This is a genomic window from Pseudomonas sp. NPDC089758, assembly GCF_044748705.1.
Taxonomy (GTDB): domain Bacteria; phylum Pseudomonadota; class Gammaproteobacteria; order Pseudomonadales; family Pseudomonadaceae; genus Aquipseudomonas; species Aquipseudomonas putida_X.
Map to the genome: position 1 here is coordinate 127,175 of NZ_JBIVGN010000014.1, position 24,811 is coordinate 151,985.

Below are 24,811 nucleotides of genomic sequence, written 5' to 3' on the forward strand. Positions count from 1 at the left end.
ATTTCTTTTCATTGACTTGAGAACACCTGCAATGACCGAACAAGAGCTGCTATCCCAACCTGCAGACGCTTACATGGACGCTGCGCAGCAACGTTTCTTCCGTGAGCTGCTGCATGCCCAGCGCAAGGAGCTTCAGCAACGCATCGCTGAAGAGTTCGAAGTGATCCGCGACTTCGAACCCACCAGCGATCCTTCCGATATCGGCACGGCGGAGGAGCATCGTCAATGGCAATTGAGGCTGCTGGAGCGGGAGAAAAAACTGCTGGACAAGATCGACGAAGCGCTGGAGCGCATCGCCCGTGGCGAGTATGGCTGGTGCAAGGAAACCGGCGAACCGATCGGCCTGCAGCGTTTGCTGCTCAGGCCAACCGCCACCCTGTGCGTGGAGGCCAAGGAACGCCAGGAGCGCAATGAGCGTCATATGCGCGACGATTGAGGGGGGGGGCCTCTGCTGCTAAAGCACCTCGACCGGCTTCACTCAGAAGTTTACGAAAGGGTGTTCACCACCCTTTATTGCTCGAATGGGGCGGCTGGAGAGCCTGGTTGGCTTCGATGAGCTGAGGGGCGCTGTGGCACCCAGTGCACAGCATCCTCATTTGCCTTGCGGGCACGCGCTTCTGCCGGAGCTCGTGCACCTTGATGATGTCTCAGTTTCCGTACAGCCCCCCACACAAACTGAACGCCGAGAGCAGCGCGGGGGTCGGAACGGTAACTGTCACGAAAAAGGAAGGTAGCATGAAAGCGATGACTCGAGTGTTCACTGGCCTCGCCATGGTTGGCGCACTGGCTACCTCTGCAGCATGGGCTGACCAGCCTGGCGCTGATTGGAAGGTGACCAAGGATCAGGCTGAAGCCACGTTGAAGGGCGCCGGCTACACGCAGATCACCAAGATCGAGGCCGATGACGGTCATTGGGAAGGTGAGGGCATGAAAGCTGACGGCAAGCAGTATGAATTCCAGGTTGACCCGCACGACGGCAAGATCATCAAAGACGCGCTGGATAACTGATCATCCGGCATATGGAGGAGCCCGCGCTATAAGGCGGGCTTTTCCAATCTTGGGAAGATATCTCAGATCTCGAAAGAAGCCATTGCTGGGTAGATCCACAGACCTTAGCTAGCTGCTGGCTCCCCCTGCGGTAGAGGGGCGGCGTCGTGAGACTTAGTTATCCCTGGTGTTCGGCTCCAGCATCAAACTTACATTTTCAGCGAGCGCTTGTAGCGTGAAGGGTTTGGTCAGTAACCTCATGCAGGGGCCTAGAAACGCCTCTCTGTCAGATGCAGCCTGGGCATAACCTGTCAGGAAGAGCACTGGGAGATTGGGATACCTCTGCTGCACGATCTCCGCCAATTGTCTACCGTTCATGCCTGGGAGCCCCACGTCGGTGACCAAAATGTCGACACTCTCCAGGGTCTTGAGCACGTGCAATGCCTCCTCGCCATCGCTGGCAACGAAAATCTCATAGCCCAACTCGGTGAGCACCTCCTGATTCAGCATCCGCACTGACTGATCATCTTCAACCAGCAGCACTATCTGTCCGGTTCCGTGATTCGCTGCATGGGGTGTTTCAACAGGCTGATGAAGCTGGCCGTCAGCGGTTGGGAGGTACAAGGAGATCGTGGTTCCCTTATGTGGAATACTCGATATCTCCATTTTCCCGCGGCTTTGCTTGGCAAAGCCATACACCATCGAAAGCCCCAGACCCGTACCCTGGCCGATAGGCTTAGTGGTGAAGAACGGTTCAATCACTTTTGGCAGGAGATCAGCGCTGATCCCCGTCCCGGTATCCTCCACATCAATCCGGATATACTGCCCGGCTGCGAGCTCATCGGCTTCTGAGGACGCCTGCGCGACGATCACTTCGCGTGTCGATACTGTGATCGTTCCCCCATCCGGCATAGCATCGCGGGCATTGATGACCAGATTGAGTATCGCGTTTTCCAGTTGGTTGGCATCCGCCATGGCGTAGGGGAGGTGGTCGCCGAGTTTCATCAATACCCTGATCTGCTCGGTCGCCGAGCGCTTCAGGAGGTCGTACAGGCTGACGATGAGGTCGTTGGCTGATAGCGGTCTTGTATCCAACGATTGCCTGCGGGAGAACGCGAGTAAGCGTTCCGTGAGGGACGCTGCGCGTTTTGCAGAGGTTTGAGCCGCATCGATATAGCGCTCCAGTGCGTCTAGGTTGCCCTTTTTGAGCCTCAATCGAAGCAGGTCGAGAGCGCTTAGAATCCCCGTCAGCATGTTGTTGAAGTCGTGGGCAATTCCGCCAGTGAGCTGTCCAACGGCCTCCATTTTCAGGGATTGTCGCAGTTGATCTTCAGCTCGCTCCCGCTCTGTGCTTTCCCGGTGGAGTTGCTCGACAGCCAGGGCAAGCGCTTGGGTGCGGCCAGCTACCTGCTCTTCCAATGCTTCATTAAACCCACGAAGCGTCAGCTCTGACTGCTTCTGGTCGGTGACGTCAACAATCACAATGGCTGCCCCCATGATCGTGCCATGGGCACCCCAAAGCGGAACAGCGCTAACCCGGATCCAGGACTCGTTTTGACCGGCAGGCTTGTGCTGGAACACCATGCCGTCGACAACTTCGCCTTTCAAGGCGCGTGCACCGGGGAATGATTCTGGCGTGACTGGCTGGCCATCAGCGCTTATCGAGACCCATTGCTCCCGGCCATTGATAGCCTTGGAGGGAATAACTCGATCCGGGACATATTGGTTATAAAGCGGGTTGCTGATCAACGACACGCCAAAGGCGTCGACGAAGCTGATGCCAACAGGCACATTCTCCAGAAGGATACGAAGCCGTTCACGCTCAATTCCCAATTCCGCAACACGATCGCGCATGTCGAATTGGCGTGCTCGAGATCGCCATGCCGCAGCAATGGCGCTCATCAAGGCAGAGGAGCTCATCGGGCGTTCCAGTACCACTACGTTGGAGGCACTGGAGGGAAGACGCCTGCGAACTTCATCATTGTCCTTCCCGGCGCGGTTTCGATTGGAGGTCAGCAGCAAAATCGGAATGTCGGACCAGGAAGACTGATTCGCTAACGCCTTTCCAAGGTCTGCGATGTCTCCGCTCAAGGCCTCTTCGGTGATCAGGATGATGCCTGTCTCATCACCAATGTTTTTTGCCAGAGCGGTCAAGTCACAATATGCCTGTACTCGGTAAAGTATGCCCGCAACACGCTGGAGCACAGCCGCATCGCCTCGGAATGGCGCGACTACCAGCAACGACCGTTCTTGAGATCGGCGGCTAACGTCCAAAGGGTCGGCCTTCCAGCAAGGGTTCTTGGCTACCAAAATATTCGGGAGTACCCGTCAGCACGCCCTTGAACTTGGTCAGGGGCTCACCAACACGGACGCCTTGGCTATCTATATTCAGTTCGCGAATAGCATCTTCGTGGGCGCCACCACGGTTTTTCAGGACAGAGATCGCTTTGCGCAGACGGCCTTGAGCCTCAAAAAACCGTATGAGGATGACCGTGTCTGCGACGTAAGAGATATTGAGGGTGGTTGTCATCGTGCCGATCAGTCCGCTTTGAGCATTGATCAGGAACGTTGCCACACCATGCTGGGCGAGATAGGACAGCATTTCGTGCATCTGAAGTATCAGCTGTTGCTCCTGTGGCATCGCCGCCAAGTAGCCGTTTAGGCTATCGATCACGATCACCCGGGCATTCCTGGCCTCTACCTGAGTACGGACTCGCCATGAGAATTCCCCTGGCGAAATCTCGGCAGGGTTGATTTGCTCCACATTCAATAGGCCGCTGGCGATGTATTTTTGAAGCGCGAAGCCCATAGCCTCGGCTCTTCTCAACAGCGTGCCGACCCGCTCATCGAATTCATAGACGGTGCAGCACTCACCACGCTCACATGCCGCAGCCACATAGGCGAATGCCACCGTGGTCTTGCCCGACCCCGCAGGCCCGGTGATCAGCGTGCTTGTGCCTCTGAGAGGGCCTCCAGCAAGCAAAAGGTCAAGCGCTGCCACGCCACTGGCCACAGGTTCAAGCTGGAAGGCTGAGTGTTGTCCTCCCGCCATCATCCGCGGGAAGACATGCAATCCTCCCTTTACGATCACGAAGTCGTGATAGCCGGCAACGAAGTCGACACCCCTTAGCTTCTGAACCTGCAATCGCCGCCGAGCCGCGCCGAAATCAAGCGTTAGTCGCTCCAGCGTGATCACCCCATGGCAGATGCTATGGAGATGGTTGTCATGCTCACCATGGGATGTAGTCAGGTCGTCCACCAGCAAGACTGTGATGTTTCGTCCCGCAAAATACTGTTTCAGTGCCAGTACCTGGCGGCGGTATCGAAGGGGGTCTTGTGCCAGCAGCCTCATCTCAGAAAGGCTATCGAACACTACCCGAGTGGGCTTGGACTGCTCCACGCGCTGCTGGATAAGCTTGATAGTGTTTCCGAGCTCAGCCTCCCACGGATGCAGAATGGTCTGCTCTGCGGCCGCGCCGAAAATCTCGTCCGTCTGGGACAGCTCGAACACCTCGATGCCGTCCAGGCTCCATCCATGCGACCTGGCAACACTCTCAAGTTCATCCGCAGTCTCGGAGAGCGTGACATACAGCACCGACTCCTGGTTGGTCACACCACTCAACAGGAACTGAAGCCCCAATGTCGTCTTGCCAGCTCCTGGCGTGCCCTCTACCAAGTAGAGCCTATGCACCGGCAGCCCGTCTTTAAGGATTAGATCCAATCCTTCGTTGCCAACAGATAGCGTTGCGGATGTCTTATGGGGCATTCATTTTCATTCCTGAACTGGATGGCCATGCTTGGGGCAGTGGGCGCCAAGACTGCCGGCGTATTAGCTGAATCTAGCAAACGCGCCTTCACTGCATAAGGTATTGGCGCTGCAGATTCGCGCGATACTCCGCAGTGATATTGATGATTGATCGCAGGGTGCCACCAAAGGTTCATCAGGCGTAGGCTGCTTGAATCGGATGGTCATCGTAGTTCTTGACTGATGCGCCAATGAAAGAAAAAGTCAGGCGCGCTCGCCTCGCAGCCATCGCTGGTGATAATGGGAGAGTCGGGTGAGTCCAAAAAGTGCGCCCTGACGCATCACGTCGGCACGTTCACCAAAGAAGCGCTGAGTTCGTGTAAACACGGCTACCGGCTCGCCGGCGAATGCCCAAGCGAAGCATACGGTGCCTGGTGGTACGCTAGATTCGGGAGTTGGCCCAGCCACGCCGGTGGTGGCGATCACCACATTGGCATCGCTGTCTCTCAATGCGCCCAAGGCCATTTCCCACGCGACTGCTTCGCTGGTGAGGCCATAGCGCTCGATAGTTTCGGCGCTTACGCCGAGCAAGCGCTTCTTCGCACTGGGTGAGTAAACGACATAACCACTCTCCACTACCTCCCCGGCACCGGGTACCCCTGCTAGGAGGGCCACCATGCAACCTGCCGTGCACGACTCCGCAGTCGTCAGGACTAACTGATTGTCTTTGAGATAGCCGAGGGCGGCCAGTACAGCGTCGGTTGCCATTGAAGAATCGACTCGCTTGTTCTTTTGCGGTGGACGCAACCCATCAGGTTTTGGTTCATCGCAGTTTACGTCCGACGTGTCCCACGTCAGTGGCTGGAGCCTTAACGGTTGCGTAAGGTACCAAGGGCAGGTGACCAGACGTTATGACCGCAGCGTTCACACACGACTGAGTCCAGTGGTTCGTGGAAGGTCGTGTAGCCGCAACTCACGCAACAGTGCAGGCCGGCGTTTGGCAGCGCCTGGTACTCTGGACGATGTTCGACTGGCAGCACTGACAGCCCTGGCCGGGTGTCATCAGGCCCGTAGAAATACAGACTGAGATCGCCATCGGTTTCCAATAAACCGAGTCGAACCTGGCCGAGGTGCTCCACACCTTGTTGCCGCAGTTCCATGAACAATTCATTGGACGAGATGTTCAAATTCTGCAGCGAATGAATTTCGTACATCCCGTCCTTTACTACCGTGATGGGTAGCCCATCGATCCAGGCTTCGCATGTTCTGCTGCGCCTCATCAAGTAGACGGTTCCGCGATAGAGCATCAGGAGCGTCAGGAACACCAATCCGACGGGGAGTAAAGGTACATCTTCGTAAAAGGTGACATCACCGGCGGCTGAGCCCAGGGTCAGGATCACGACAAGCTCGAATCGAGACAGTTGCCTGATTCCACGTCGACCACTGAATTTCAAAAAGAAGAACACGGCCAAGAAAGCCGCTGAAACGCGCAGGGCGACCTCCAACAGAAAGGTCGGCGGGAGTTCGCCAATGAGCATCCTGTGCAGATCAAACGAAACCATTGGGTTTGTCCCATATGTCGCAATCGCCGGTTAAAGATTGACCGGCTAAATTCGACGCTAGTTCACGAGGTGACGCCATATGGCGACATGGCCTGAGAGGATGATCACTGGAAAAGCAGGATGCTCCCGCCATAGGGATTTGGCTAACTCGAGACCATCGATGCCCCTCAGCTTGGAAAAACCGCTAGCGCCACAACCGGTCCCATTGATGCAACACGAATAGCCCAGCACTGGCCAGCCAAGCCATCCATGCGATGGTGACCTCCCAATGGCTGAACACGGCCAGCGCTTCGCCCATGAAAAACACCGTCGCGGTCAAGGAGAGCAGCAGCGCCATGCCCGCGAGGGGCACACGCAGCACTGCGGACAACCAGCGCGCAAGACCCCACCTGGTCAGCAGGGTGAGACCACCCAGCAGCAATGAGACAGCGATCAAGATCAATGGGATACCAATCAGAGCCATTGCCGGCTCTGCTTCTCCGCCATCCTCCCCAGGTAGGTAGTAATTCGCGTACCAGATTTCGCGGCACATGACCTGGGTGAAATAGATCACGGCAATTGGCGCTAATGGGAAGATCAGTAGGCTGATTATGAGGTTGCGACGAACCATGGAGATCACTTCCTTGTTGACTGCCGTCCAGCTTACATTGGAGCGGTGAAGGAGGGCAGTACTTAGGTCGAGTGTGGCTGTCAAAGCCAAGCAATCGACGGCGATGACCAATCACACCTTTACGATACGCACGGCAAAACAGGACTGGGCATGAACTACCCCACTCGGGCGGGGGCGGAGTACGACTGTACAAGTCAGAATAGCCAGGAAGGTGCTCGCGATGCTTGCCCAGTAGCACGGGGGTAGCACCCCGATCTTGCTAAATGACCTGTTGCTTCCATGCTTGAGGCGTAATCCCTTCGGATCTCATAAACGTCCGGCAGAAACGCGGCTGGTTGTAGAAGCCGCACTTCAGGGCAATCCTGTGGGTTGGAGTGCTGGCGCTTCCTCCAATTCGCGCCTACCGGTGGGATGTTACTGAGCAGCGGTGCTTTCAGGTTAGCCCGCGTTAACGCGGGCTTTTATTTGAGCAATGATCAGAAACCTTCCAGGACAACTTTGCCCCTGGCTTTACCACTTTCAATCAACGCGTGGGCTCGCTTGAGATTTTCGGCACAAATGCTTCCGAAATGCTCTCCGACAGTCGTCTTCAGTGTGCCCTCGTCAACCAGCTGGGAAACACGCTCGAGCAGTTGGTGCTGTTTGATCATGTCCGCGGTCTTGTACAGCGAGCGGGTGAACATGAGTTCCCAGTGTAGTGACAGCGATTTGCGCTTGAGCGGCATGACATCCAGCTGTGCCGGATCATCAATCAGTGCGAGCTTGCCTTGGGGGCGAAGCACTTCCACCAATTGCGGCAGGTAAGTGTCGGTGTGGGTCAGGCTGATCACGTAATCAATGGGATCGAGCTTGAGCTTTGCCAGCTGAAGCGGGATCGACTCAGAGTGATCAATGACATGATGAGCTCCCAGTTCGTTGACCCAGGCTTGAGTCTCAGGTCTTGAGGCAGTGCCTATGACTGTCAGCTGCGTCAGCTTCCTTGCCAGCTGAACCAGGATCGAGCCCACTCCGCCTGCTGCCCCGACCACCAAAAGACGTTGACCTTTGCCGCTATTTTCTTCGACGGCCAAACGGTCGAACAGCAACTCCCACGCGGTGATCGACGTCAGCGGCAGGGCGGCGGCACTGGCGTCGTCCAAGTTCTTAGGCTTGTGCCCGACGATTCGCTCGTCCACCACATGAAACTCGCTATAGCTGCCTGGTCGATCTAGGGCACCGGCGTAGAACACTTCATCCCCTGGCCTGAAGAGCGTTACCTCTGGGCCAGTCTCGCGGACGACACCGACAGCATCCCAGCCGAGAACGTATGGTTGCTCTGCACCACGGCTGGCGCGAACCTTGGTATCGACGGGATTGACGGCAATCGCCCTGACCTCGACGAGCAGGTCACGTGCGCCGGGGTTTGGCTTCGTGAGCTCCGTGTCATACAGAGACTGAGCGTCGTGAATAGGTAATCCGGGTTGCGTGTAAACGACAGCCTTCATCGCGCTACCTCTAATAAGAATCAAAAGTTGGCACAGGGTATTGTCTTTGGTTAACTCGAAAATCAGCCTCAAAGCAGCAAGGCGTTCTCGCGCGTAATGAAACTAGCGGGAGGCGCTGGCGACCGGTGCCTGGACGCCTCGCGCAGTTCATTGGTTGTCGGTAGGTGGGAAGTCGATGTCCGTCATGGCCACATTGTTGAGGTAGTTGGTCAGCGTCAGGAGGGAGACTTGGGCGATGATATCCACGATTTTCGTATCATCCAGCCCTGCTTCCCGTGCTGCTGCCAGTTGCACCTCGCTGACCTGGCCTCGGCTTAGCGTCACCGCTCTGGCGAACGCAGCAACGCCATCGAGAGTGCCGGCACGAGCAGCCAGCAGCGCACCAGCATCCAAACCTGCCTTTTCGCCGAAGAAACTGTGGGCGGCGATGCAGTAGTCACAGCCATTCACCGCTGATGCAGCCAGCGCCGCTACTTCACGCTCGGCAGGGCTGAGGCTGTTCTTGTTAAGGGCTTGCGAGAGCGCCAGATAGCCAGCGAGGGCTGCCGGCGAATGGGCGAGGGTGGCGAACGCGTTCGGGATAAAGCCCAAGCCTTTCTCCACACCCTGCAGGGCACTACGCGCTGCTGCAGGCGCCTGGTCGAGGGTCAGCGCATTGATTCGAGTCATGATTCAGCTTCCTGTGCTGATGGTCACTTGGCGTTGTAACGCGGCGCGAGCTGGTTACTCGACAACTGGCTGAACAACGCCTGCCGGCTGGCTTCGTAGTGTTGGAAAGCGTGCAAGTCATGCAGCGAAGGGATGGAGATCAGCACGTCGTTGTCGAAATCCTGCAGAGCACCGTCGACCAGATCATGAGCGGACATGACGATGCCGGGGTCGAGGTTCTCGACAGGCAGGCCGCCGATCTGCCAGAAGTCGGTCGCAGTGGCTCCTGGCAGCACCGCCTGGATCTTTATGCCTTTGTCTGCGAGCTCCTTGTGCAGGGATTGGCTGAAGGCGGTCACGTAGGCCTTGCTGCCACCGTAGACACCGTTGAGCAGCTCTGGCGCAAGCCCTGCAATGGACGAGATGTTGATGACGGCGCCTTGCTGGCGGGCGATGAAACCTGGAACGGCAGCGTAGGTCAGGCGGGTCAAGGCGGTGACGTTGAGGCTGATCATTTCGGCCATGCGTTCGACATCACTCTCCATCAGGCTTGTGTGAGTGCCGATTCCCGCATTGTTTACCAGCAGGCTTATGCTGGCGTCCTCACGAAGTTGGCGTTCAACGTTGACCAGGTCAGCGGCGTTGGAAAGGTCTGCCGGAATAACCTCCACGTTTCGCTGGGTCTCGCTGGTAATACGGCTGGCCAGGGCGTTGAGACGTTCCCGGTTGCGGGCCACCAGTACGAGGTCGTAGCCACGGCGGGCCAAACGCTCTGCGTAGATCGAGCCGATCCCGGTGGAAGCGCCGGTGATGAGCGCGGTGCCTTTGGATTGCTGCGTCATGGTCATGCTCCATTGTTTGGTGTGAAGCCATGATGCAGAAGGTCGCTTTCGTCTTGAATGACGCATAAGATACGTTTTTAGGACATCGCGTAGGGAGTCATTCGATGCACCGGGTCGGCTATCTGATAACCGAAGGTTTCCAGGTCATGTCTTTGGCCACGCAATCTGTCTTCGAGTTTGCCAATATCGTTGCCGGCGAAGCGGCTTACAAGATCCAGAATTTTTCCATAAAGGGCGGAACGGTGCGCTCCTCGCTGGGGATGTACATGGATACGCTTCCCTTGGGTGCGCCTGGCTTGACCGACACCTGGATGATTACCGGGACGTTTACGCCACTGACGCCGCCGAGTGAAGAGGTACTTGCCAGTGTGCGAGGTTTTGTGGACGGTGCGCGGCGCACTGCAGGCCTGTGTACGGGGTGCTTCGTGTTGGCGCAGGCAGGTGTCCTGGACAATCGGCGGGCAACCACACATTGGGCCTATGCCAATAAGCTTCGTGAGCTGTACCCGAAAATCGAGGTCGAAGAAGACCGGATTTTCATCGTGGATGGGCCGATATGGACATCTGCGGGTATGACTGCCGCTCTGGACATGGCATTGGGGATGGTCGAAAAGGATCACGGCACTGAGCTGGCCCGGTCGGTGGCGCGAAAACTGGTCATGCATCAGCGCCGCTCCGGTGGGCAATCCCAGCATTCCGAACTGCTGACGCTTTCCCCTAAGTCTGACCGCATCCAGAGCGCCTTGGATTACGCACGCAAGCATCTTGGCCGGCCACTCAGCGTTGAGGAGCTTGCTGAAGTAGTGCATTTGAGCCCCAGGCAGTTCACCCGGGTCTTTACCGCAGAAACCGGACAATCACCGGCCAAAGCCGTAGAAAGCCTGCGCCTGGAAGCTGCCCGGTTGATGATCGAGCAGAGCCGGCACAGCTTGGATGTAGTGGCCAGAGAAACGGGGTTCAGGGATCGCCGACATATGCGGGAAGTGTTCATTCGTGGGCTTGGTGTTCCGCCTCAGGCAGTACGTAGGGATGCCAGGCGAGTGGTAACCGGATGAGGGAGAGGCCACCGGGGCCCTCAGGTAGCCTAGGCCGAGATGAACGCAGCGATGTGACTGGCCGCCGCCTCAGGCTGCTGTATGTGAGCCCCGTGGTCAGCGCGAGGGAAGCTCACCAGCATCAGCGTCGGAGGCTGACAGGGTGCCAAGTGGATGGCACTAGGGCGGGCGACTTTTCTAAGCCCGCTAAGCCACCATCACGCTCCAGGTTCTCTATTTGCAAGCGAAGATCATCGATAAGCTCCGCTGAGGATTTGCCAGATTCCAAGCTCAAGGTCAGTGTCAGTAGCGTCAGTGAGCTCACCCCCAGCCGCTGACTGACCTGCTCGAGTTTATCTAACGTCAGGCTGGCTTTGCCCCCCTCCAGCTTTGAAAGAAACGTCCGGCTGGTGTCACCAAAGTCACGCTGCGTGATTTTTCGCTGACTGCGTAGCGCCCGGAGGACAAGGGCGAAAGACGATTTTAGTGACATATGCGACCTCTCCGCTTGAGCGTGTCTTCGGTGAAATCCACATGGGATTTCTGCGTAACCTCGAAGCCTGTTGGCTAACCCGGGCTTGCGGGCAGGAGGAGCTACCGCTCCAGTGAGATACTGTAGATGCATCCAGTATATCTCGCTAAGCGCGTGCGGAGAACATTTGTACTACTCGCGGTGATGAGCGTATGAACCAGCCAGACCAGCCCTGTTGGTGTTGATGTGGACGGGCGTCCAAGCTGAGCTGCAGCAAGCAGAGTCATGGGAGGAGGTTGGCTTATGATGCATATTCAAGCATCCTGCACAGCCATCCTCATCAAGCTCGACGATATCCCATGAGCAACTCTGTGTTCCCCCAGCCCTTTTCAGCGATGGGCTGCTCCCAGTGTCGTGACCTGGCCAGGCTTGATTTCGAAATTACTATGGCGTTCCAGCCAATAATCCATGTTCCTTCAGGCAGGCCGTTCGCTTATGAGGCGCTGGTTCGCGGTCTGGCCGGTGAAAGCGCTGCGGAGATTTTGGCCAAGGTATCTCCCAACAATCTGTACCGCTTTGATCAGGCCTGTCGCGTCAAGGCCATTGAACAAGCGGCTGCACTCGGCTTGGGGCGGCAGAAAGAGTGCAAATTGAGCATCAATTTCCTGCCCAATGCCGTCTACAGTGCCAGCACCTGCATCCGGGCCACCCTAGAAGCCACTCGAACATTCGACTTCCCCGCCAATCGGCTCATGTTCGAGGTGACCGAGGGCGAGCGGATCGAAGACACCGAGCACTTGAAATCGATCTTCAAGGAGTACGAGCGACAGGGCTTTACCACTGCAATAGATGATTTTGGCTCGGGGTACTCAGGGCTGAATCTACTGGCAGAATTTCAGCCGGCTGTGCTCAAACTGGACATGGCACTCACGCGGGGAATCTGCAAGGATTCAGTTCGCCAAGCCATTGTCGCCGGTATCGTTCTGGTGGCCGAGCGGTTGGGCATTACGCTTATCGCCGAAGGGATTGAGACTGACGAAGAGTGCCAAGCGTTGGCGACGCTGGGGATTGAGTTGATGCAAGGGTATCTTTTCGCCCGACCGCAGGTGAATGGATTGCCGTTGATTGAGCGGCTTTCTTGATGTTGCTCTAATAGAGTCCCTTCTTGCCAAAAGCGGCATCAAGCCGTATTCGAAAGAGAACTAACCAGAGCCACCAAGCGGAGGGCGCTGGGCTGATGGAAAGTCCCCTGGTAGGGGAGACTTCGACCTATGTCCCTCTGGCATGCAGCCAATGCGTCATCTTTGGTGTCCTTGGTGTATCACTCAAGAGATCTGCGTTATGCATCCAACGACACCAGACAGACGCTATTTTGTTGTCAAAGGTCAGCTCTGGCGCTGTACGAACCCGTCACTTAGTGAATGCGAGCGGCAACGCCTTGTGCATGACCTGATGGATGCTCGACGAGATGTCAAAAGGGCCAAGCGCGCTGACGATTCGAAAATGCTCAAAACTGCGCGTGCGCGAGTGAATGCCGCCAAAGTGGGACTGGGCGAGCGGGGGCCTGTTTGGTGGGACGACGACAGTCCTGACTACAATCGTTGTCGGGTGGAACATACGCCCTACGCTGATTGGTACGACGCTTTGGATGCCACTAAGGATGAGTAATGCACGTCGAAAAGACTTGGCCGAGGTCGGCCTCGACTGAGCGACCGACTGATTGAGCAAGGCTTGATTGATCTGTAAACCTGGATGATCGACTCAACCGCAGTACGCGCATGAAAAGTTGCGCGATTCCTATTTATCTCGATCGTCTTCAATTTGCTGTAAAGTAAAAGTCCTTCTGGCTTACCAAGGTCTTGATCGATGCGCCATCTTGTTTTGCTCGCAGGGGCTCTGCTGAGTTTCAGTGCTTTGGCCGACAGCGCGATTATTGAGCCTGTCAAGAAGTGGACATTGCTGGATCAGAACGATAAAGCCTACACCCTTGATGACGATGCTCAGGTGCTGCTGGTGGCACGAAGCATGGCGGCGGCTAAATTGGTGAACGCGGCAATTGAAGATGAGCCTGCAGGCTATCTGGAGTCACGTCGTGTGATTTATGTCGCAGACATCGAAAAGATGCCATCGGTGATCAAGCTAGTGGCCGTGCCTGCTATGCGTTCCGCCAAATACCGAATCTTGTTGGACCGCGACGGCCGGGTCGCCAGTGCCTATAAAGGCGATCGTGAGTCCGTTCAATGGTTGGCCTTACAGGGCGGCGCCGTTGTGCAAGAGCAGCGGTATACAGATAGCCAGGCGCTCAAAGAGGCCATTGCTCAGCGTTCGCAGCGGTGATCAGCTGGTCACCGCCGCTTTCTTGAACATCGAGGCAATGAAGCCTGCGATCACGTCAGCATCAACGAATACAGTGCGCAGTTCTTTTTCGGCATTGGAAAGATGCATTTGCAGATTCGCTTGCAGCTCTTGTTCACCGTAGATCGACAGGAATGTCGACTTACCGCGGTCTTTGTTCGAGTCCTTGCCGGTATCACAGCGGACGTCACATAGGTCGTCGTACATCTGAAACGCCTGGCCTAGCTCCATGGCGAAGCGTTGCAAGCTTGAACGAGTGCTTTCATCGCTGTCACTGATAAGCCAGGCCATGTCCACAATGGCACCGAACAAGACCCCTGTCTTGAGGTTATTGGTGATGGCAATGTCTTCGGGGCTCCGGGGTTGCTGACCGTCCCTCAAATCCTGAAACTGGCCACGCACCAGGCCTTGCATGCCTATAGCATTGGAAGCCAGTTCGACCAGTTCGCTCCTGATCGCAGGTGGCACTTCACGGGTAGCCGCGATGATACCGAAGGCGCGGCTCAGCAGTGCTACCGCAGTTAGAATTGCGACATCCTCGCCAAATTTCAAATGCACCGTGGGCCGGCCTCGCCTAAGCGAGGCGTTGTCCATGCACGGCATATCGTCGAGCACCAGTGAGGCGGCGTGGATCAGCTCCACTGCGCAGCCCAGGTCACGGGCTGCCGAGCCCTCGTGGCCCAGGCCACTTGCAATGAGCATTAGCAACATGGGGCGCATTCGCTTACCCGGAGCCAGCGTCGATTCGCGCATGGCGAGCGCGACGAGATCACGTTCGTTACCTGTGTCGGGCAGTAACTCATCCAGGCGTTGTTCGATCGAAATCCGTATCTGCGAAAGGCGGTCAGTGGAGCCGAGGTCGGAAAAAGCTACGAGGGCGGTGGTCATCGTGATGTATGCCTCTGCTGTGGCCAAATTGGTCGAATGTTTTTTTGATCTGCCACACTGGAATTCGGGGAACGACTCAACCCCGCAGCTGCCTCAGTCTCAATCAATCTTGTACAAAACCAGCGCCGCTGCCAATGTTGTATAAGTTTTATCCGTAGAAGACCACGCTGGGTACGAAATGATTCAAGCAACCGGAGCTTGATATGAGCGACAGCGAATTGAGTAAACGCAAGGACGACCACCTCGACATTGTGCTGAGTAGGCGCACAGAGCCACGTGGCATGGGCACCGGTTTCGATGCGTTGCAATTGGAGCACTGTGCTTTGCCAGAGCTGAATCTGGACGCCATCGATCTGGGTAGTGCGCTGGTCGGGAAATCGCTTCGGGCGCCGATACTGATCAGTTCCATGACCGGGGGTGCAGCCCGCTCGACCGCGATCAATCGCCACCTGGCCGAGGCTGCACAGGCACTGGGGATCGCCATGGGTGTGGGTTCGCAGCGCGTTGCTCTGAGAAGTGGTAATGACCAAGGTCTGACGCGAGGTCTGCGCCAACTGGCCCCGGATATACCTTTGCTCGGCAATATCGGCGCTGCGCAACTGCTGGAAAAAGACGGCCTCGACCTGGCGCACCGGTGTGTCGAAACGCTGCAAGCCGACGCGCTGATCATTCATCTCAACCCGTTGCAGGAAGCGGTTCAGCCTGAAGGTGATCGGAACTGGTGCGGTGTTCTGGAGGCTATTACCCGCACGGTGGCAGCGGTAGGTGTACCGGTTGTTGTCAAGGAGGTCGGCGCCGGGATATCGGCGCGGGTCGCATTAGCCCTCAGCGAAGCTGGCGTACAAGTCATTGATGTTGCGGGCATGGGCGGCACGAGCTGGGCGGCGGTCGAAGCAGCTCGGGCGGTGCGTCCGCTGGATCGTCGCGTAGCTGAAGCTTTCAGTGGCTGGGGTATACCGACGGCCATCGGCCTGCAGCGCATCAGACGTGCGCTGCCAGAGATACCCTTGATTGCTTCGGGCGGGATTCGAGATGGCGTCGATGCAGCCAAAGCCATTTGCCTGGGCGCCGATGTGATCGGTCAGGCGGCGGGTGTTCTCCACGAGGCGACTCAGTCGACGTCGGCGGTCGTCCAGCATTTCGAGATGCTCATCCGGCAGCTGCGCATTGCTTGCTTCTGCACGGGCTCGGCCAACCTGGCAGCGTTGCGCAGCGTGCGCGTGCTGCCATCCGGCCCCACTGCGTCGGTTATCCCATGAGCCGTTTCGGCGTGGTCGCGCCGGCGTTCTATAGCCATTTTCAGGCTTTTCAGGCACTGGCATCGGCGTTGATAGACCGCGGGCACGGTGTCACTTTCTTTCAGCAGGTCGATACGCGTCGCTGGCTGACTGATCCACGCATCGGTTTCGTCGCAGTGGGTAGTGACAGTCATCCCCTTGGCAGCCTTGACCGGTCATTGCAGCGTGCTGCAACGTCCAATCACCCGTTGCGCCTGCGCGGCGTAATCCGTGATTTATGCGCCAACACTGGGATGCTGTGCCAAGCCTTGCCACCGGCCCTGAACCAAGCCGGGGTCGATGTGGTGCTGTGCGACCAGATGGAAGCGGCTGGCGGCCTGGTGGCCGAAGCATTGGGTATGCCGTTCTTGTCCGTGGCCTGCGCACTCCCGGTCAACCGCGAGCCTGGCATTCCGTTGGCGGTCATGCCGTTCGCGTACGGGGAAGATGAGCGCCAGCGACGGCTTTATGAAGGCAGCCAGCGTGTATATGACTGGCTGATGCGCCCCTTGCGCGATGTGATTCGCCAGGCTTGTCGGCGGTTCGGCATTGAGCCGCGCGATGGCCTGCACCAATGCCTGTCATCTTATGCCCAGATTAGCCAGACGATCACCGGGTTCGATCTTCCTCGCCAGCAGTTACCTGCTCATTACCATGCGGTGGGCCCGTTGCGAGCGCCGTTCTCTGGCGGGGTAGGGCAGTGGCCGATCGACCCAGGGCGCCCCTTTGTGTTTGCCAGTCTCGGTACGTTGCAAGGTGATCGCGTGGGTATGTTTCACCAGATAGCCAAGGCTTGCGCACGGCTTGATGCTCAGCTGCTGATCGCCCACTGCGCAAAACTCGGCCTGGCTCAGGAAGAGCGCCTGCGCAGGGCCGGGGCCACTTGGGTAACCAGCTACGCGCCGCAGCAATGGGTGCTCGACCACGCCCATGTCGTGGTGACTCACGGCGGCCTGAACACGGTCATGGATGCGATCAAGGCGCGGACCCCCGCATTGGTGATGCCCATTGGCTTCGATCAGCCCGGTGTGGCAGCGCGGGTCGTGCACGCGGGTATCGGGTTGCAGGTCAACCGACGGGCGAGGGCGAGCACCATTCATGATGCGCTGAAGCGGCTGCTGGAGCATCCGGTTGAACGGCTGCAGCGGCTGGCGGCTGAATTGGAGCAAGCGGGGGGCACGCCGCGGGCTGCCGATATCGTTGAAAGGGTTGCCCGAACCGGCTGCGCTGTACTTGGGGGGCCTGCCCAATGACTTACGACCTGATTCTGGCCGGTGGCGGGATGGCCAACGGCCTGATCGCCTGGCGACTGAAGCAGCAGCGGCCCGCATGGCGTGTGCTGTGCATCGAAGCGCAGAAGCTTATCGGCGGCAATCACACGTGGTCGTTTCATGACGGTGACCTGACACCCGAGCAACATGACTGGCTCGCCCCGTTGGTGGTCAAGCGCTGGCCGTGCTATGACGTGCATTTCCCAGCCCGCTCGCGCCGCCTGAACTCGGGGTACGCTAGCATCACCTCTGAGCGATTTGCCGAGGTGATCGGCGCCGAGCTGGGTGACGACCTGCGCGTAGGCCAACGTATCATCGACCTGACCCCCACGTCGGTAACATTGGCGAACGGCGAGCGCGTGCAGGCGCGTGCTGTCATCGATGGTCGAGGTGCTCGGGCTAGCGCGCGGATGGTGCTGGGGCAGCAGGCATTTGTGGGGCAACTGTTGAGATTGCAGGCGCCCCATGGCTTAGTCGCGCCAATCATCATGGACGCGCGGGTGGCACAAGGGCAGGGGTACCGGTTCGTTTACGTCCTGCCCTTCAGCCCAGACACCGTGCTGATCGAAGATACCCACTATGTAGATCGACATACCTTGTCGCCCGACCAATTGCGGGCGCACATCGCCGAATATGCCGAGGCGCAAGGTTGGGCGGTGCAGGCATGTCTGCGCGAAGAAACCGGCGTGTTGCCGATCACCTTGGCGGGAGATTTCGAGGGCTTCTGGAGCGAAGCCCAGGGGCACCCGCTTTCCGGACTGCGCGCAGGCTTGTTCCATTGCACCACGGGCTATTCGCTGCCCCATGCCGTGCGCCTGGCCGACTGGGTCGCGCAACAGCACGACCTTGACGCAAGCGTCCTGGCTGCCGGCATACGATCGATCGCCTATAAGATCTGGCGGAGCCAGCGTTTCTACCGCCTGCTCAACCGGATGCTGTTCCTGGCCGGGCGGCCCGAGCACCGGTGGCAGGTCATGCAGCGTTTCTACGGCCTCTCCGACGGTTTGATCTGCCGCTTTTACGCAGGCCAAAACAGCTTTTCCGACAAGCTGCGGGTGCTGTCGGGCAAACCACCGGTGCCGCTCGGCGAAGCCGTGCGCGCGATGCTCCGGTATCACCCCAGGCACTATGGAATTCGAGAATGACCGACGCAAAGAAAGCCATCGTGATTGGTGCCGGGTTCGGCGGGCTGGCCTTGGCCATCCGGCTTCAGGCCGCTGGGGTGCAGACGACCCTGCTGGAAAAACGCGACAAGCCGGGCGGCCGCGCTTATGTCTATCACGAGCAAGGATTCACGTTCGACGCCGGCCCGACTGTGATCACCGACCCGACAGCGATCGAGGCGCTGTTCACACTGGCGGGGCGCTCGATGGCCGATTACGTGGAACTGCTGCCGGTAGCGCCGTTTTATCGGCTGTGCTGGGAAGATGGTACGCAGTTCGACTACGCCAACGATCAGGCCGCGCTCGACCGCCAGATCGCACAATTCAACGCAGCCGATGTCGCTGGCTATCGGCGTTTTCTGGCCTATTCCAAGGCGGTGTTTCGTGAAGGGTACCTGAAGCTGGGCGCTGTGCCGTTTCTGTCGTTTCGCGATATGGTCGCCGCAGGCCCGCAACTGGCGCGGCTGCAGGCTTGGCGCAGCGTGTATGCCAAAGTCTCGGCGTTTATCGAGGACGACAAGCTGCGCCAGGCATTTTCGTTCCATTCCTTGCTGGTGGGGGGCAACCCCTTCGCCACCTCCTCGATCTACACCCTCATTCATGCGCTCGAGCGCGAGTGGGGGGTGTGGTTCCCCAGAGGAGGAACCGGCGCGCTGGTGAACGCTTTGGTGAAGCTGTTCGAAGACCTTGGCGGCTGCCTGCAGCTCAATGCCGATGTCGCCCATATTACTACCGCGGGCCGGCGTGCCACTGGTGTGCGCCTAGTGGATGGGCGCCACTATGAGGCTGACAGCGTGGCCTCCAATGCGGATGTGGTGCACACTTACAGCCAGCTGTTAAGTGGGCATCGCAGAGGCGGGCAGGAAAGCGCTCGGCTCAAACGCAAGCGCTTCAGCAATTCGCTGTTCGTCATTCATTTTGGGCTCAAGCGACCGCAACCTCAGTTGCAACACCATACAGTGTGCTTTGGGCCGCGTTATCGGGCGCTTATTCAGGACATTTTCCAGGGGCAGGCGTTGGCCGACGACTTTTCCCTGTACTTGCACGCCCCCTGTGTCACAGACCCCAGCCTTGCCCCCCAAGGCTGCTCCAGCCACTATGTGCTGTCACCGGTACCACACTTGGGCAATGCCCCGATTGACTGGAAAGTCGAAGGCCCGCGTTACCGGGAGCGTATTTTCGACTACCTCGAACAGCACTACATCCCCGGGCTGCGCAAGGACTTGGTGACCTGCCGGATCTTCACCCCCGCCGACTTCGAAAGTGAGCTCAATGCGCACCTTGGGTCGGCATTTTCCCTCGAACCGATCCTCACCCAAAGTGCTTGGTTCCGGCCACACAACCGCGATGCGATGCTCACTAACCTTTATTTGGCCGGTGCCGGCACGCACCCAGGCGCGGGTGTTCCGGGTGTGATAGGGTCGGCGCGAGCCACCGCTGGGCTGATGCTGGAGGACATGCAGGGATGATGACAGTTGAAGGCAATGACCAGACCCTGTTCGACCATGCGAACCGCAGCATTGCCGTAGGCTCGAAGAGCTTCGCCGCCGCCGCGCGGCTGTTCGACCCCGCCACCCGGCGCAGCGCGGTCATGCTCTATGCCTGGTGCCGGTATTGCGACGATGTGATCGACGGGCAGGTAGCAGGCCATGCTGCTACCTCTGTAGGGCAGGAGGAAGTCGAGCGGCGCTTGGCCAGCCTATTTGCACAAACCTATTCGGTATATGCCGGGCGGTCGGTGCAAACGCCCGCATTCGCGGCTTTTCGCGAAGTGGTGCGCCGTCATTGCATTCCTGAGCCGTACGCCTTGGCGCATCTTTCCGGTTTCGCGATGGATGCCCAGAACCGACACTATCACCGCATCGAAGACACATTGGATTACTGCTACCACGTTGCGGGTGTGGTTGGTCTGATGATGGCGCGTGTCATGGGGGTGAGCGACGAAAAGACCCTCGACCGGGCGTGCGATCTGGGCATGGGGTTCCAATTGACCAATATCGCCCGGGACATCATCGAAGACGCGGGCGTTGGCCGATGCTATCTGCCCCAAGAATGGCTGCAAGCGATGTCGATTCCAGAGCACGACATTGCCAACCCTAGGTACCGGGATGCTGTGGCCATGCTGGCTCAGCGACTGATCCACATGGCAGAGCCATTCTACATCAGCGCCCAGGCAGGGTTGACGGCGTTGCCATGGCGCTCGGCCTGGGCGGTGGCAACGGCTGGCGGCGTGTACCGGGCGATCGGGTTGAAGGTCAGACAGCGGGGCAGCCGGGCATGGGACGAGCGGGTCTCTACGTCGAAGCTGGAAAAGGTCTGGCATATTGTTGCGGGGCTATGGCGCACCGTCATGTCCCGTGGCCGTCGCTGGCCTGACCGCGCTGCTGGCTTGTGGCAGCGTCCTCATCATGTCTGGCCAACGGCCCACCGTGCAAAGCACGAAGCTGGGCGCGAAGTTTAGAAACCGATGGTGCGTACAGAAAGCCGAACGCCACGCACCCCTCTTTTCCGGCAACGGCATGGTGCAGCAGGTGCGCCTGGTAAAGGCGCTTGAGGTAGCCGTGCCGGGGGACAAATCGCAATGGCCATCGCTTGTGTACCAGCCCATCATGGGCCAGGAAGTACAGCAGTCCATACGCGGTCATGCCGGCACCGATCCACTCCAGCGGGTGTACGCCTAGATTGCCGAGGGCGATCAGCGCGACGGCGAAACCCGCGAACACGACGGCAAACAGGTCGTTTTTCTCGAACCGCCCAGTTCTAGGCTCATGGTGCGAACGATGCCAGCCCCAGCCCCATCCATGCATCACGTACTTGTGGGCGACGAACGCCAATCCCTCCATGCCAATCAAAGCCATCAAGAACACCAGTGCGTTGACAATCATGCGAAGTACCTTGGTAAGCAAGCTTTTAAGACCCGTGTCACCGGTGGATGTTCGAGTTCGATCATATCTCAACATGAGGTTGCGATCTGGATGGGGGGTGTACGACGTTGTTTTCGTACGCTGCTAAGGCTTTGCTGCTGTTGCGCCAAGTCGCAGGGCAGTAGTAGCCACTGCCGGCCAGCAGCTTCCACCCAACCCCCGGCCCCAGTCTTCTTGAGAAACTCATCCTAGGCCACTAAAACTCCGCTTCTGAACCTTTGAGGCATTGACGACCGCGATCCAGAAGCACGTACCAAAGGCGTTCATAGGTTTGTGCTCCGATGGCTTACACGTAATCACTCCCTAACGTTCCAGCGGCCGCTCCTGGAACGAGGATCACTTTCCGGCAGTTATCCTGTTTTTGATCGAACATTTTGTAGCCCATGGCAGCCTCTTCCAGGGCGAGGCGGTGAGTCACGATCAGTTCCGGTTCCAGGCGCCCGGCTTCTATGTGTTCGAGCAGTTCCGGGAGGTATTTCTGCACATGGGTCTGGCCCATCTTGAACGTCAGCCCCTTGTCGAACGCATCGCCAAACATGAAGGCGTGAATGAAGCCGGCATAGACGCCGGGCACGCTAACTATGCCGCCACGCCGCACAGCCGCAATGCTTTGGCGCAGGGCCTTGCCGCTGCTGCCTTCCAGTTTCAAGGCCGTCATCACGGTTTCCGTGGTGCTGCCTTTGGCTTCAAACCCGACCGCGTCGATGACCGCGTCCACGCCACGCATACCCGGTGTATGGCGGATGATGCTATCGGCTGGGTCATCATTCTTTTCGAAGTTGATCGGGATAACGCCATAGGCTTGCTGGGCATAGGCCAGCCGGTAATTGTTGTCATCCACCATGAAGATGGTGTGAGCGCCCAGCATCTTTGCGCAGGCGGCACTCAACAGGCCCACTGGCCCCGCGCCATAGATCGCTACCGATGAACCTTCGTCGATCTCGGCATTGATGACCGCTTGCCAAGCGGTGGGAAGGATGTCTGATAGGAACAGCACTTTGTCATCCGCGAGCGAAGTCGGAACTTTGAATGGCCCGACATTGCCTTTGGGCACCCTAACGTAATCGGCCTGGCCCCCAGGGATCCCTCCATACAGATGGCTGTATCCGAACAGCGCCGCGCCTGGTGGTATGCCCTTTTTGTTGATGATCGATCCGCGCCCGGTATTGGTGGTTTCACAGGCAGCGAAGAGATCATGCTGGCAGAAAAAGCAACTTCCACAAGCGATGACAAATGGAATCACCACTCGGTCGCCAACCTTCAGGGTCGTCACGTCCCTGCCAACCTCCTCCACGATGCCCATGAACTCGTGGCCGAAGATGTCGCCTTGCTCTGTTTCCGGGATCTTGCCCCGATAGAGGTGGAGGTCGGATCCGCAGATGGCGGTGGCCGTCACCCTGAGGATGATGTCGTCTGGGTCTTGGAGGATGGGGTCTGGGACAGTATCGACCCGCACATCGTTTGCGCCGTGGTAGGTCAGTGCTCTCATCATGCTTGCTCCTGCTGCGGTAAATTTATGAGCATATGCAGGGGAAGCCTGGAGTAGCGCCAAAGTTCAGGCTGACTGGTTCAATGGTCATCGGAGAGCCGCAGCGTCGAACAGCACGGCCTCATCGGCGTGCATTTCCTTGAATGCCCCTAAGAAACCTGCATCGCTGCCAGGGAACGACGCTGACGGTACGGACACCGCTAAAGCGCACAACGTTTACCCGACCGGCAAACTCAACGGAGCCGGTTTCAGTGTTTTTGCTCTAGCTGTGCAAACGGCTAGCGCTTGTACGGATAAGGGCGAGGGCAGGGTGCCTGGTGCGGGCGTGGCCTACCGAACACTGTATATGCGTACAGCATATGTTTGGCCTCGAGACTGTGCCACCTGGATGACCTGATTAACGATGTCGAGCATGGCGGTTGGTCGCGAGACTGGCGGTGGCTCCAGGATGGCCAGGTGGGCTTATCATCGGCGCGGTTTCTGATACTGAAGGCTGAACAATCAGATGAGCAGAGCCGTGTTGCCCCTCGATTCTATTGTGCGAACTGGAGGGGAGTTGGCGGCGGTTGGGCTACGAGTCTCACGATTTCAAACTGTGATCAGGTTCGCCCGTGGGGAGATTCGCCAGCCACGCTTGAACACGGTCTTCCCAGCGGGCTTCGTAGAAGCGCGTGGCGGGCCAGAAGTTGTGGGCTCTGCCAGCAATCAGTTGCTTGGCAAGCTCTCGCTCGCGCGTAAGCTTCGATGCCCAGTTGATCAACTTCGCGGTCGAAACACAGATTCCGTTCAGTTGATCCAGCAAGGATCTTTCTGACGTGATGTCGACGGTCTTGAGAAACCAACCTTTGGTTCGAGCGCGGGTGCCTTAGGTGGTTTTTGTGACGGGCATTTAAATGCCTCCATTTGGCGCATCCGGTTTTAGGGCGCAAGCGACACAGATGTTATGGAGCAGTACCATGATACTGCATTTAACATAATATGCATTATGCGCATCTTTGTATGGAGCTGCCGGGGCGTGGGTTGGCCAGATCGGAAGCCAGGCTCCGCTCCATCTGACACCAAACCTTGGATCGGCTAGCCTGTCGACATCGACGATCAACGAAATGGATCTGCAATGAGCGAACCGATTTATCACCACTACGTCTCAGCTGGTTATCTGAGAGGTTTCGCCAAATCAGGCAGGCACGACGTCGTTCACTGTGTGGACCTGGTCGCCAAAAAAGCGTTTCCTGCAAACGTCCTGAAAGTTGGCGGTGAAGACCATTTCAACCGCCTGCATGGTCACACTGATGTGACGCTCACGAAATTCTGACCATGCACAAAAACCATCCGATTCGGCTCAAGTCTGCGGATTTCTCTTAATGCTCAAGGAGTTAGCCACTGGCGCGCATGACAACACTGATCATCAGTGCAGGAGCAATTTTGATCATTGTGCTCATGGCGGGCTTGAAATTGGATGCATTTGCAGGTGGATCACCAAATTCGATTGGTGAATTCGTGCACAGTCAGAAATGATCATTAATAGGCTCAGTGTCGGGAAAAATGATCAAATCTTAAAAATGATCACCATAGTAGGCATGCATCGCGAACCTCATTTTTTAGTGATCAGTTAACGAAATTCGAGGATTACAAGATTGAAGTCGGTACACAGCAATGTCAGTCAAAAATGATCATCAGCTTGGCGTAGCGTTGCGGTCGTATTTTGTTGAATGCGATCGTCTTTGCGTATTGATCTAAGCGCGCTTAGCGCTTGACGATTAACGGCGCGTCCATGCCCCACCCTATGGTTGCTGGGTGAGTCTTTACTTAACTCGACTAAATAGTTATTTAGTCGAGTTATATGGGTGGATTGGCTCTAGAGATGGAGGGCTAGCCCTTCTGGCGTGCTGATCATTTTCAAATGACATTGCCGACAGATGCTTAGCCTAGCTATATCGTTAATGGGAAAGAGAGGAGTGATCATTTGAGTGCGATCCATGAACCCCACCTTCTAAAAGATAGGGCCTCAGCTTACCGTGGTATCTCTGGCGAGCAGTTCCATGGCAGCAAGGCTTCGTAGT

The 24,811-nt window shown here is 57.6% G+C and carries 24 protein-coding genes; 12 read left to right on the forward strand and 12 right to left on the reverse strand.

The window, feature by feature from the left end:
* The first annotated feature begins 31 nt into the window (after positions 1 to 31).
* Together dksA and ACIPZH_RS19010 are read left to right on the forward strand one after the other, a co-directional pair.
* Positions 32 to 436 carry an RNA polymerase-binding protein DksA gene (gene dksA, locus ACIPZH_RS19005; RefSeq protein ID WP_241806957.1) on the forward strand — a complete coding sequence of 135 codons (405 nt, stop codon included), beginning with the start codon at positions 32 to 34 and terminating at the stop codon, positions 434 to 436.
* A 299-nt stretch (positions 437 to 735) separates the two neighbouring features.
* Positions 736 to 1,008 (forward strand): PepSY domain-containing protein, encoded by a 273-nt coding sequence (locus ACIPZH_RS19010; RefSeq protein WP_400637335.1) that lies wholly within the window; start codon positions 736 to 738, stop codon positions 1,006 to 1,008.
* Positions 1,009 to 1,161: 153 nt separating this feature from the next.
* Here ACIPZH_RS19010 and ACIPZH_RS19015 read toward each other — a convergent pair whose 3' ends face one another.
* From ACIPZH_RS19015 to ACIPZH_RS19050, 8 genes are all read right to left on the reverse strand, one after another.
* Positions 1,162 to 3,141 carry a response regulator gene (locus ACIPZH_RS19015; RefSeq protein ID WP_400637337.1) on the reverse strand — a complete coding sequence of 660 codons (1,980 nt, stop codon included), beginning with the start codon at positions 3,139 to 3,141 and terminating at the stop codon, positions 1,162 to 1,164.
* A gap of 109 nt (positions 3,142 to 3,250) precedes the next feature.
* Positions 3,251 to 4,753, reverse strand: coding sequence for an ATPase domain-containing protein (locus ACIPZH_RS19020; protein WP_400637338.1), 1,503 nt, complete (start codon positions 4,751 to 4,753; stop codon positions 3,251 to 3,253).
* A gap of 243 nt (positions 4,754 to 4,996) precedes the next feature.
* Positions 4,997 to 5,500, reverse strand: coding sequence for a CinA family protein (locus ACIPZH_RS19025; RefSeq protein WP_400637340.1), 504 nt, complete (start codon positions 5,498 to 5,500; stop codon positions 4,997 to 4,999).
* A 101-nt stretch (positions 5,501 to 5,601) separates the two neighbouring features.
* Positions 5,602 to 6,294 carry a DUF421 domain-containing protein gene (locus ACIPZH_RS19030; protein WP_400637341.1) on the reverse strand — a complete coding sequence of 231 codons (693 nt, stop codon included), beginning with the start codon at positions 6,292 to 6,294 and terminating at the stop codon, positions 5,602 to 5,604.
* Between the two features lie 184 nt (positions 6,295 to 6,478).
* Positions 6,479 to 6,904, reverse strand: coding sequence for a hypothetical protein (locus ACIPZH_RS19035; RefSeq protein ID WP_400637342.1), 426 nt, complete (start codon positions 6,902 to 6,904; stop codon positions 6,479 to 6,481).
* Between the two features lie 476 nt (positions 6,905 to 7,380).
* Positions 7,381 to 8,388 (reverse strand): zinc-binding alcohol dehydrogenase family protein, encoded by a 1,008-nt coding sequence (locus ACIPZH_RS19040; protein WP_400637343.1) that lies wholly within the window; start codon positions 8,386 to 8,388, stop codon positions 7,381 to 7,383.
* A 147-nt stretch (positions 8,389 to 8,535) separates the two neighbouring features.
* Entirely contained in the window at positions 8,536 to 9,057 is a 522-nt protein-coding gene (locus ACIPZH_RS19045; protein ID WP_241806963.1) for a carboxymuconolactone decarboxylase family protein, read from the reverse strand.
* A 23-nt stretch (positions 9,058 to 9,080) separates the two neighbouring features.
* Positions 9,081 to 9,878, reverse strand: a complete 798-nt coding sequence (locus ACIPZH_RS19050) for an SDR family NAD(P)-dependent oxidoreductase (RefSeq protein ID WP_400637345.1) — start codon at positions 9,876 to 9,878, stop codon at positions 9,081 to 9,083.
* Between the two features lie 104 nt (positions 9,879 to 9,982).
* On the opposite strand from ACIPZH_RS19050, the gene ACIPZH_RS19055 reads away from it, so the two are divergent.
* The 4 genes from ACIPZH_RS19055 (at position 9,983) to ACIPZH_RS19070 (ending at position 13,721) form a co-directional block, all read left to right on the forward strand.
* On the forward strand, positions 9,983 to 10,933 hold the full coding sequence (locus ACIPZH_RS19055) for a GlxA family transcriptional regulator (protein ID WP_400637347.1): 951 nt from the start codon (positions 9,983 to 9,985) through the stop codon (positions 10,931 to 10,933).
* 810 nt (positions 10,934 to 11,743) lie between these two features.
* Positions 11,744 to 12,526: an EAL domain-containing protein gene (locus ACIPZH_RS19060; protein ID WP_400637348.1), complete on the forward strand. Its 783-nt coding sequence runs from the start codon at positions 11,744 to 11,746 to the stop codon at positions 12,524 to 12,526.
* A 199-nt stretch (positions 12,527 to 12,725) separates the two neighbouring features.
* Complete coding sequence (locus tag ACIPZH_RS19065; RefSeq protein ID WP_400637349.1) at positions 12,726 to 13,052, forward strand: hypothetical protein; 327 nt, start codon at positions 12,726 to 12,728, stop codon at positions 13,050 to 13,052.
* Positions 13,053 to 13,250: 198 nt separating this feature from the next.
* Complete coding sequence (locus ACIPZH_RS19070; protein ID WP_400637351.1) at positions 13,251 to 13,721, forward strand: hypothetical protein; 471 nt, start codon at positions 13,251 to 13,253, stop codon at positions 13,719 to 13,721.
* Here the strand turns inward: ACIPZH_RS19070 and ACIPZH_RS19075 are convergent, their stop codons facing one another.
* Entirely contained in the window at positions 13,722 to 14,627 is a 906-nt protein-coding gene (locus ACIPZH_RS19075; RefSeq protein ID WP_400637352.1) for a polyprenyl synthetase family protein, read from the reverse strand. It lies immediately after the preceding gene.
* A gap of 203 nt (positions 14,628 to 14,830) precedes the next feature.
* On the opposite strand from ACIPZH_RS19075, the gene fni reads away from it, so the two are divergent.
* Genes fni through ACIPZH_RS19100 form a run of 5 tightly spaced genes read left to right on the forward strand, consistent with a single transcriptional unit; the run spans position 14,831 to position 20,799 of the window.
* On the forward strand, positions 14,831 to 15,886 hold the full coding sequence (fni, locus tag ACIPZH_RS19080) for a type 2 isopentenyl-diphosphate Delta-isomerase (RefSeq protein ID WP_400637354.1): 1,056 nt from the start codon (positions 14,831 to 14,833) through the stop codon (positions 15,884 to 15,886).
* Positions 15,883 to 17,157 (forward strand): glycosyltransferase, encoded by a 1,275-nt coding sequence (locus ACIPZH_RS19085; RefSeq protein ID WP_400637356.1) that lies wholly within the window; start codon positions 15,883 to 15,885, stop codon positions 17,155 to 17,157. Before fni ends, ACIPZH_RS19085 begins: the two co-directional genes overlap by 4 nt.
* Positions 17,154 to 18,320 carry a lycopene beta-cyclase CrtY gene (gene crtY / locus ACIPZH_RS19090; RefSeq protein ID WP_400637357.1) on the forward strand — a complete coding sequence of 389 codons (1,167 nt, stop codon included), beginning with the start codon at positions 17,154 to 17,156 and terminating at the stop codon, positions 18,318 to 18,320. Before ACIPZH_RS19085 ends, crtY begins: the two co-directional genes overlap by 4 nt.
* Entirely contained in the window at positions 18,317 to 19,807 is a 1,491-nt protein-coding gene (locus ACIPZH_RS19095; protein ID WP_400637359.1) for a phytoene desaturase, read from the forward strand. The genes crtY and ACIPZH_RS19095 overlap by 4 nt, the downstream gene beginning before the upstream one ends.
* On the forward strand, positions 19,804 to 20,799 hold the full coding sequence (locus tag ACIPZH_RS19100) for a phytoene/squalene synthase family protein (RefSeq protein WP_400637361.1): 996 nt from the start codon (positions 19,804 to 19,806) through the stop codon (positions 20,797 to 20,799). The genes ACIPZH_RS19095 and ACIPZH_RS19100 overlap by 4 nt, the downstream gene beginning before the upstream one ends.
* On the opposite strand, the gene ACIPZH_RS19105 is transcribed toward ACIPZH_RS19100, so the two are convergent.
* The 3 genes from ACIPZH_RS19105 to ACIPZH_RS19115 form a co-directional block, all read right to left on the reverse strand.
* Complete coding sequence (locus ACIPZH_RS19105) at positions 20,687 to 21,223, reverse strand: sterol desaturase family protein (RefSeq protein ID WP_267823827.1); 537 nt, start codon at positions 21,221 to 21,223, stop codon at positions 20,687 to 20,689. The two genes, ACIPZH_RS19100 and ACIPZH_RS19105, sit on opposite strands and share 113 nt — an antisense overlap.
* A gap of 325 nt (positions 21,224 to 21,548) precedes the next feature.
* On the reverse strand, positions 21,549 to 22,751 hold the full coding sequence (locus ACIPZH_RS19110) for a zinc-dependent alcohol dehydrogenase (RefSeq protein ID WP_400637369.1): 1,203 nt from the start codon (positions 22,749 to 22,751) through the stop codon (positions 21,549 to 21,551).
* Positions 22,752 to 23,331: 580 nt separating this feature from the next.
* Positions 23,332 to 23,553 carry a hypothetical protein gene (locus ACIPZH_RS19115; RefSeq protein ID WP_267823829.1) on the reverse strand — a complete coding sequence of 74 codons (222 nt, stop codon included), beginning with the start codon at positions 23,551 to 23,553 and terminating at the stop codon, positions 23,332 to 23,334.
* Positions 23,554 to 23,865: 312 nt separating this feature from the next.
* On the opposite strand from ACIPZH_RS19115, the gene ACIPZH_RS19120 reads away from it, so the two are divergent.
* Complete coding sequence (locus ACIPZH_RS19120) at positions 23,866 to 24,063, forward strand: DUF4238 domain-containing protein (RefSeq protein WP_400637364.1); 198 nt, start codon at positions 23,866 to 23,868, stop codon at positions 24,061 to 24,063.
* Positions 24,064 to 24,811 lie beyond the last annotated feature (748 nt).

Excerpts from the sequence above, each read along its gene's own strand:
- dksA (WP_241806957.1), top strand. The coding sequence starts at position 32 with ATGACCGAACAAGAGCTGCTATCCCAACCTGCAGACGCTTACATGGAC.
- ACIPZH_RS19010 (WP_400637335.1), top strand. The coding sequence starts at position 736 with ATGAAAGCGATGACTCGAGTGTTCACTGGCCTCGCCATGGTTGGCGCA.
- ACIPZH_RS19020 (WP_400637338.1), bottom strand. The coding sequence starts at position 4,753 with ATGCCCCATAAGACATCCGCAACGCTATCTGTTGGCAACGAAGGATTG.
- ACIPZH_RS19025 (WP_400637340.1), bottom strand. The coding sequence starts at position 5,500 with ATGGCAACCGACGCTGTACTGGCCGCCCTCGGCTATCTCAAAGACAAT.
- ACIPZH_RS19030 (WP_400637341.1), bottom strand. The coding sequence starts at position 6,294 with ATGGTTTCGTTTGATCTGCACAGGATGCTCATTGGCGAACTCCCGCCG.
- ACIPZH_RS19035 (WP_400637342.1), bottom strand. The coding sequence starts at position 6,904 with ATGGTTCGTCGCAACCTCATAATCAGCCTACTGATCTTCCCATTAGCG.
- ACIPZH_RS19040 (WP_400637343.1), bottom strand. The coding sequence starts at position 8,388 with ATGAAGGCTGTCGTTTACACGCAACCCGGATTACCTATTCACGACGCT.
- ACIPZH_RS19045 (WP_241806963.1), bottom strand. The coding sequence starts at position 9,057 with ATGACTCGAATCAATGCGCTGACCCTCGACCAGGCGCCTGCAGCAGCG.
- ACIPZH_RS19050 (WP_400637345.1), bottom strand. The coding sequence starts at position 9,878 with ATGACGCAGCAATCCAAAGGCACCGCGCTCATCACCGGCGCTTCCACC.
- ACIPZH_RS19055 (WP_400637347.1), top strand. The coding sequence starts at position 9,983 with ATGCACCGGGTCGGCTATCTGATAACCGAAGGTTTCCAGGTCATGTCT.
- ACIPZH_RS19060 (WP_400637348.1), top strand. The coding sequence starts at position 11,744 with ATGAGCAACTCTGTGTTCCCCCAGCCCTTTTCAGCGATGGGCTGCTCC.
- ACIPZH_RS19065 (WP_400637349.1), top strand. The coding sequence starts at position 12,726 with ATGCATCCAACGACACCAGACAGACGCTATTTTGTTGTCAAAGGTCAG.
- ACIPZH_RS19070 (WP_400637351.1), top strand. The coding sequence starts at position 13,251 with ATGCGCCATCTTGTTTTGCTCGCAGGGGCTCTGCTGAGTTTCAGTGCT.
- ACIPZH_RS19075 (WP_400637352.1), bottom strand. The coding sequence starts at position 14,627 with ATGACCACCGCCCTCGTAGCTTTTTCCGACCTCGGCTCCACTGACCGC.
- fni (WP_400637354.1), top strand. The coding sequence starts at position 14,831 with ATGAGCGACAGCGAATTGAGTAAACGCAAGGACGACCACCTCGACATT.
- ACIPZH_RS19085 (WP_400637356.1), top strand. The coding sequence starts at position 15,883 with ATGAGCCGTTTCGGCGTGGTCGCGCCGGCGTTCTATAGCCATTTTCAG.
- crtY (WP_400637357.1), top strand. The coding sequence starts at position 17,154 with ATGACTTACGACCTGATTCTGGCCGGTGGCGGGATGGCCAACGGCCTG.
- ACIPZH_RS19095 (WP_400637359.1), top strand. The coding sequence starts at position 18,317 with ATGACCGACGCAAAGAAAGCCATCGTGATTGGTGCCGGGTTCGGCGGG.
- ACIPZH_RS19100 (WP_400637361.1), top strand. The coding sequence starts at position 19,804 with ATGATGACAGTTGAAGGCAATGACCAGACCCTGTTCGACCATGCGAAC.
- ACIPZH_RS19105 (WP_267823827.1), bottom strand. The coding sequence starts at position 21,223 with ATGATTGTCAACGCACTGGTGTTCTTGATGGCTTTGATTGGCATGGAG.
- ACIPZH_RS19110 (WP_400637369.1), bottom strand. The coding sequence starts at position 22,751 with ATGAGAGCACTGACCTACCACGGCGCAAACGATGTGCGGGTCGATACT.
- ACIPZH_RS19120 (WP_400637364.1), top strand. The coding sequence starts at position 23,866 with ATGAGCGAACCGATTTATCACCACTACGTCTCAGCTGGTTATCTGAGA.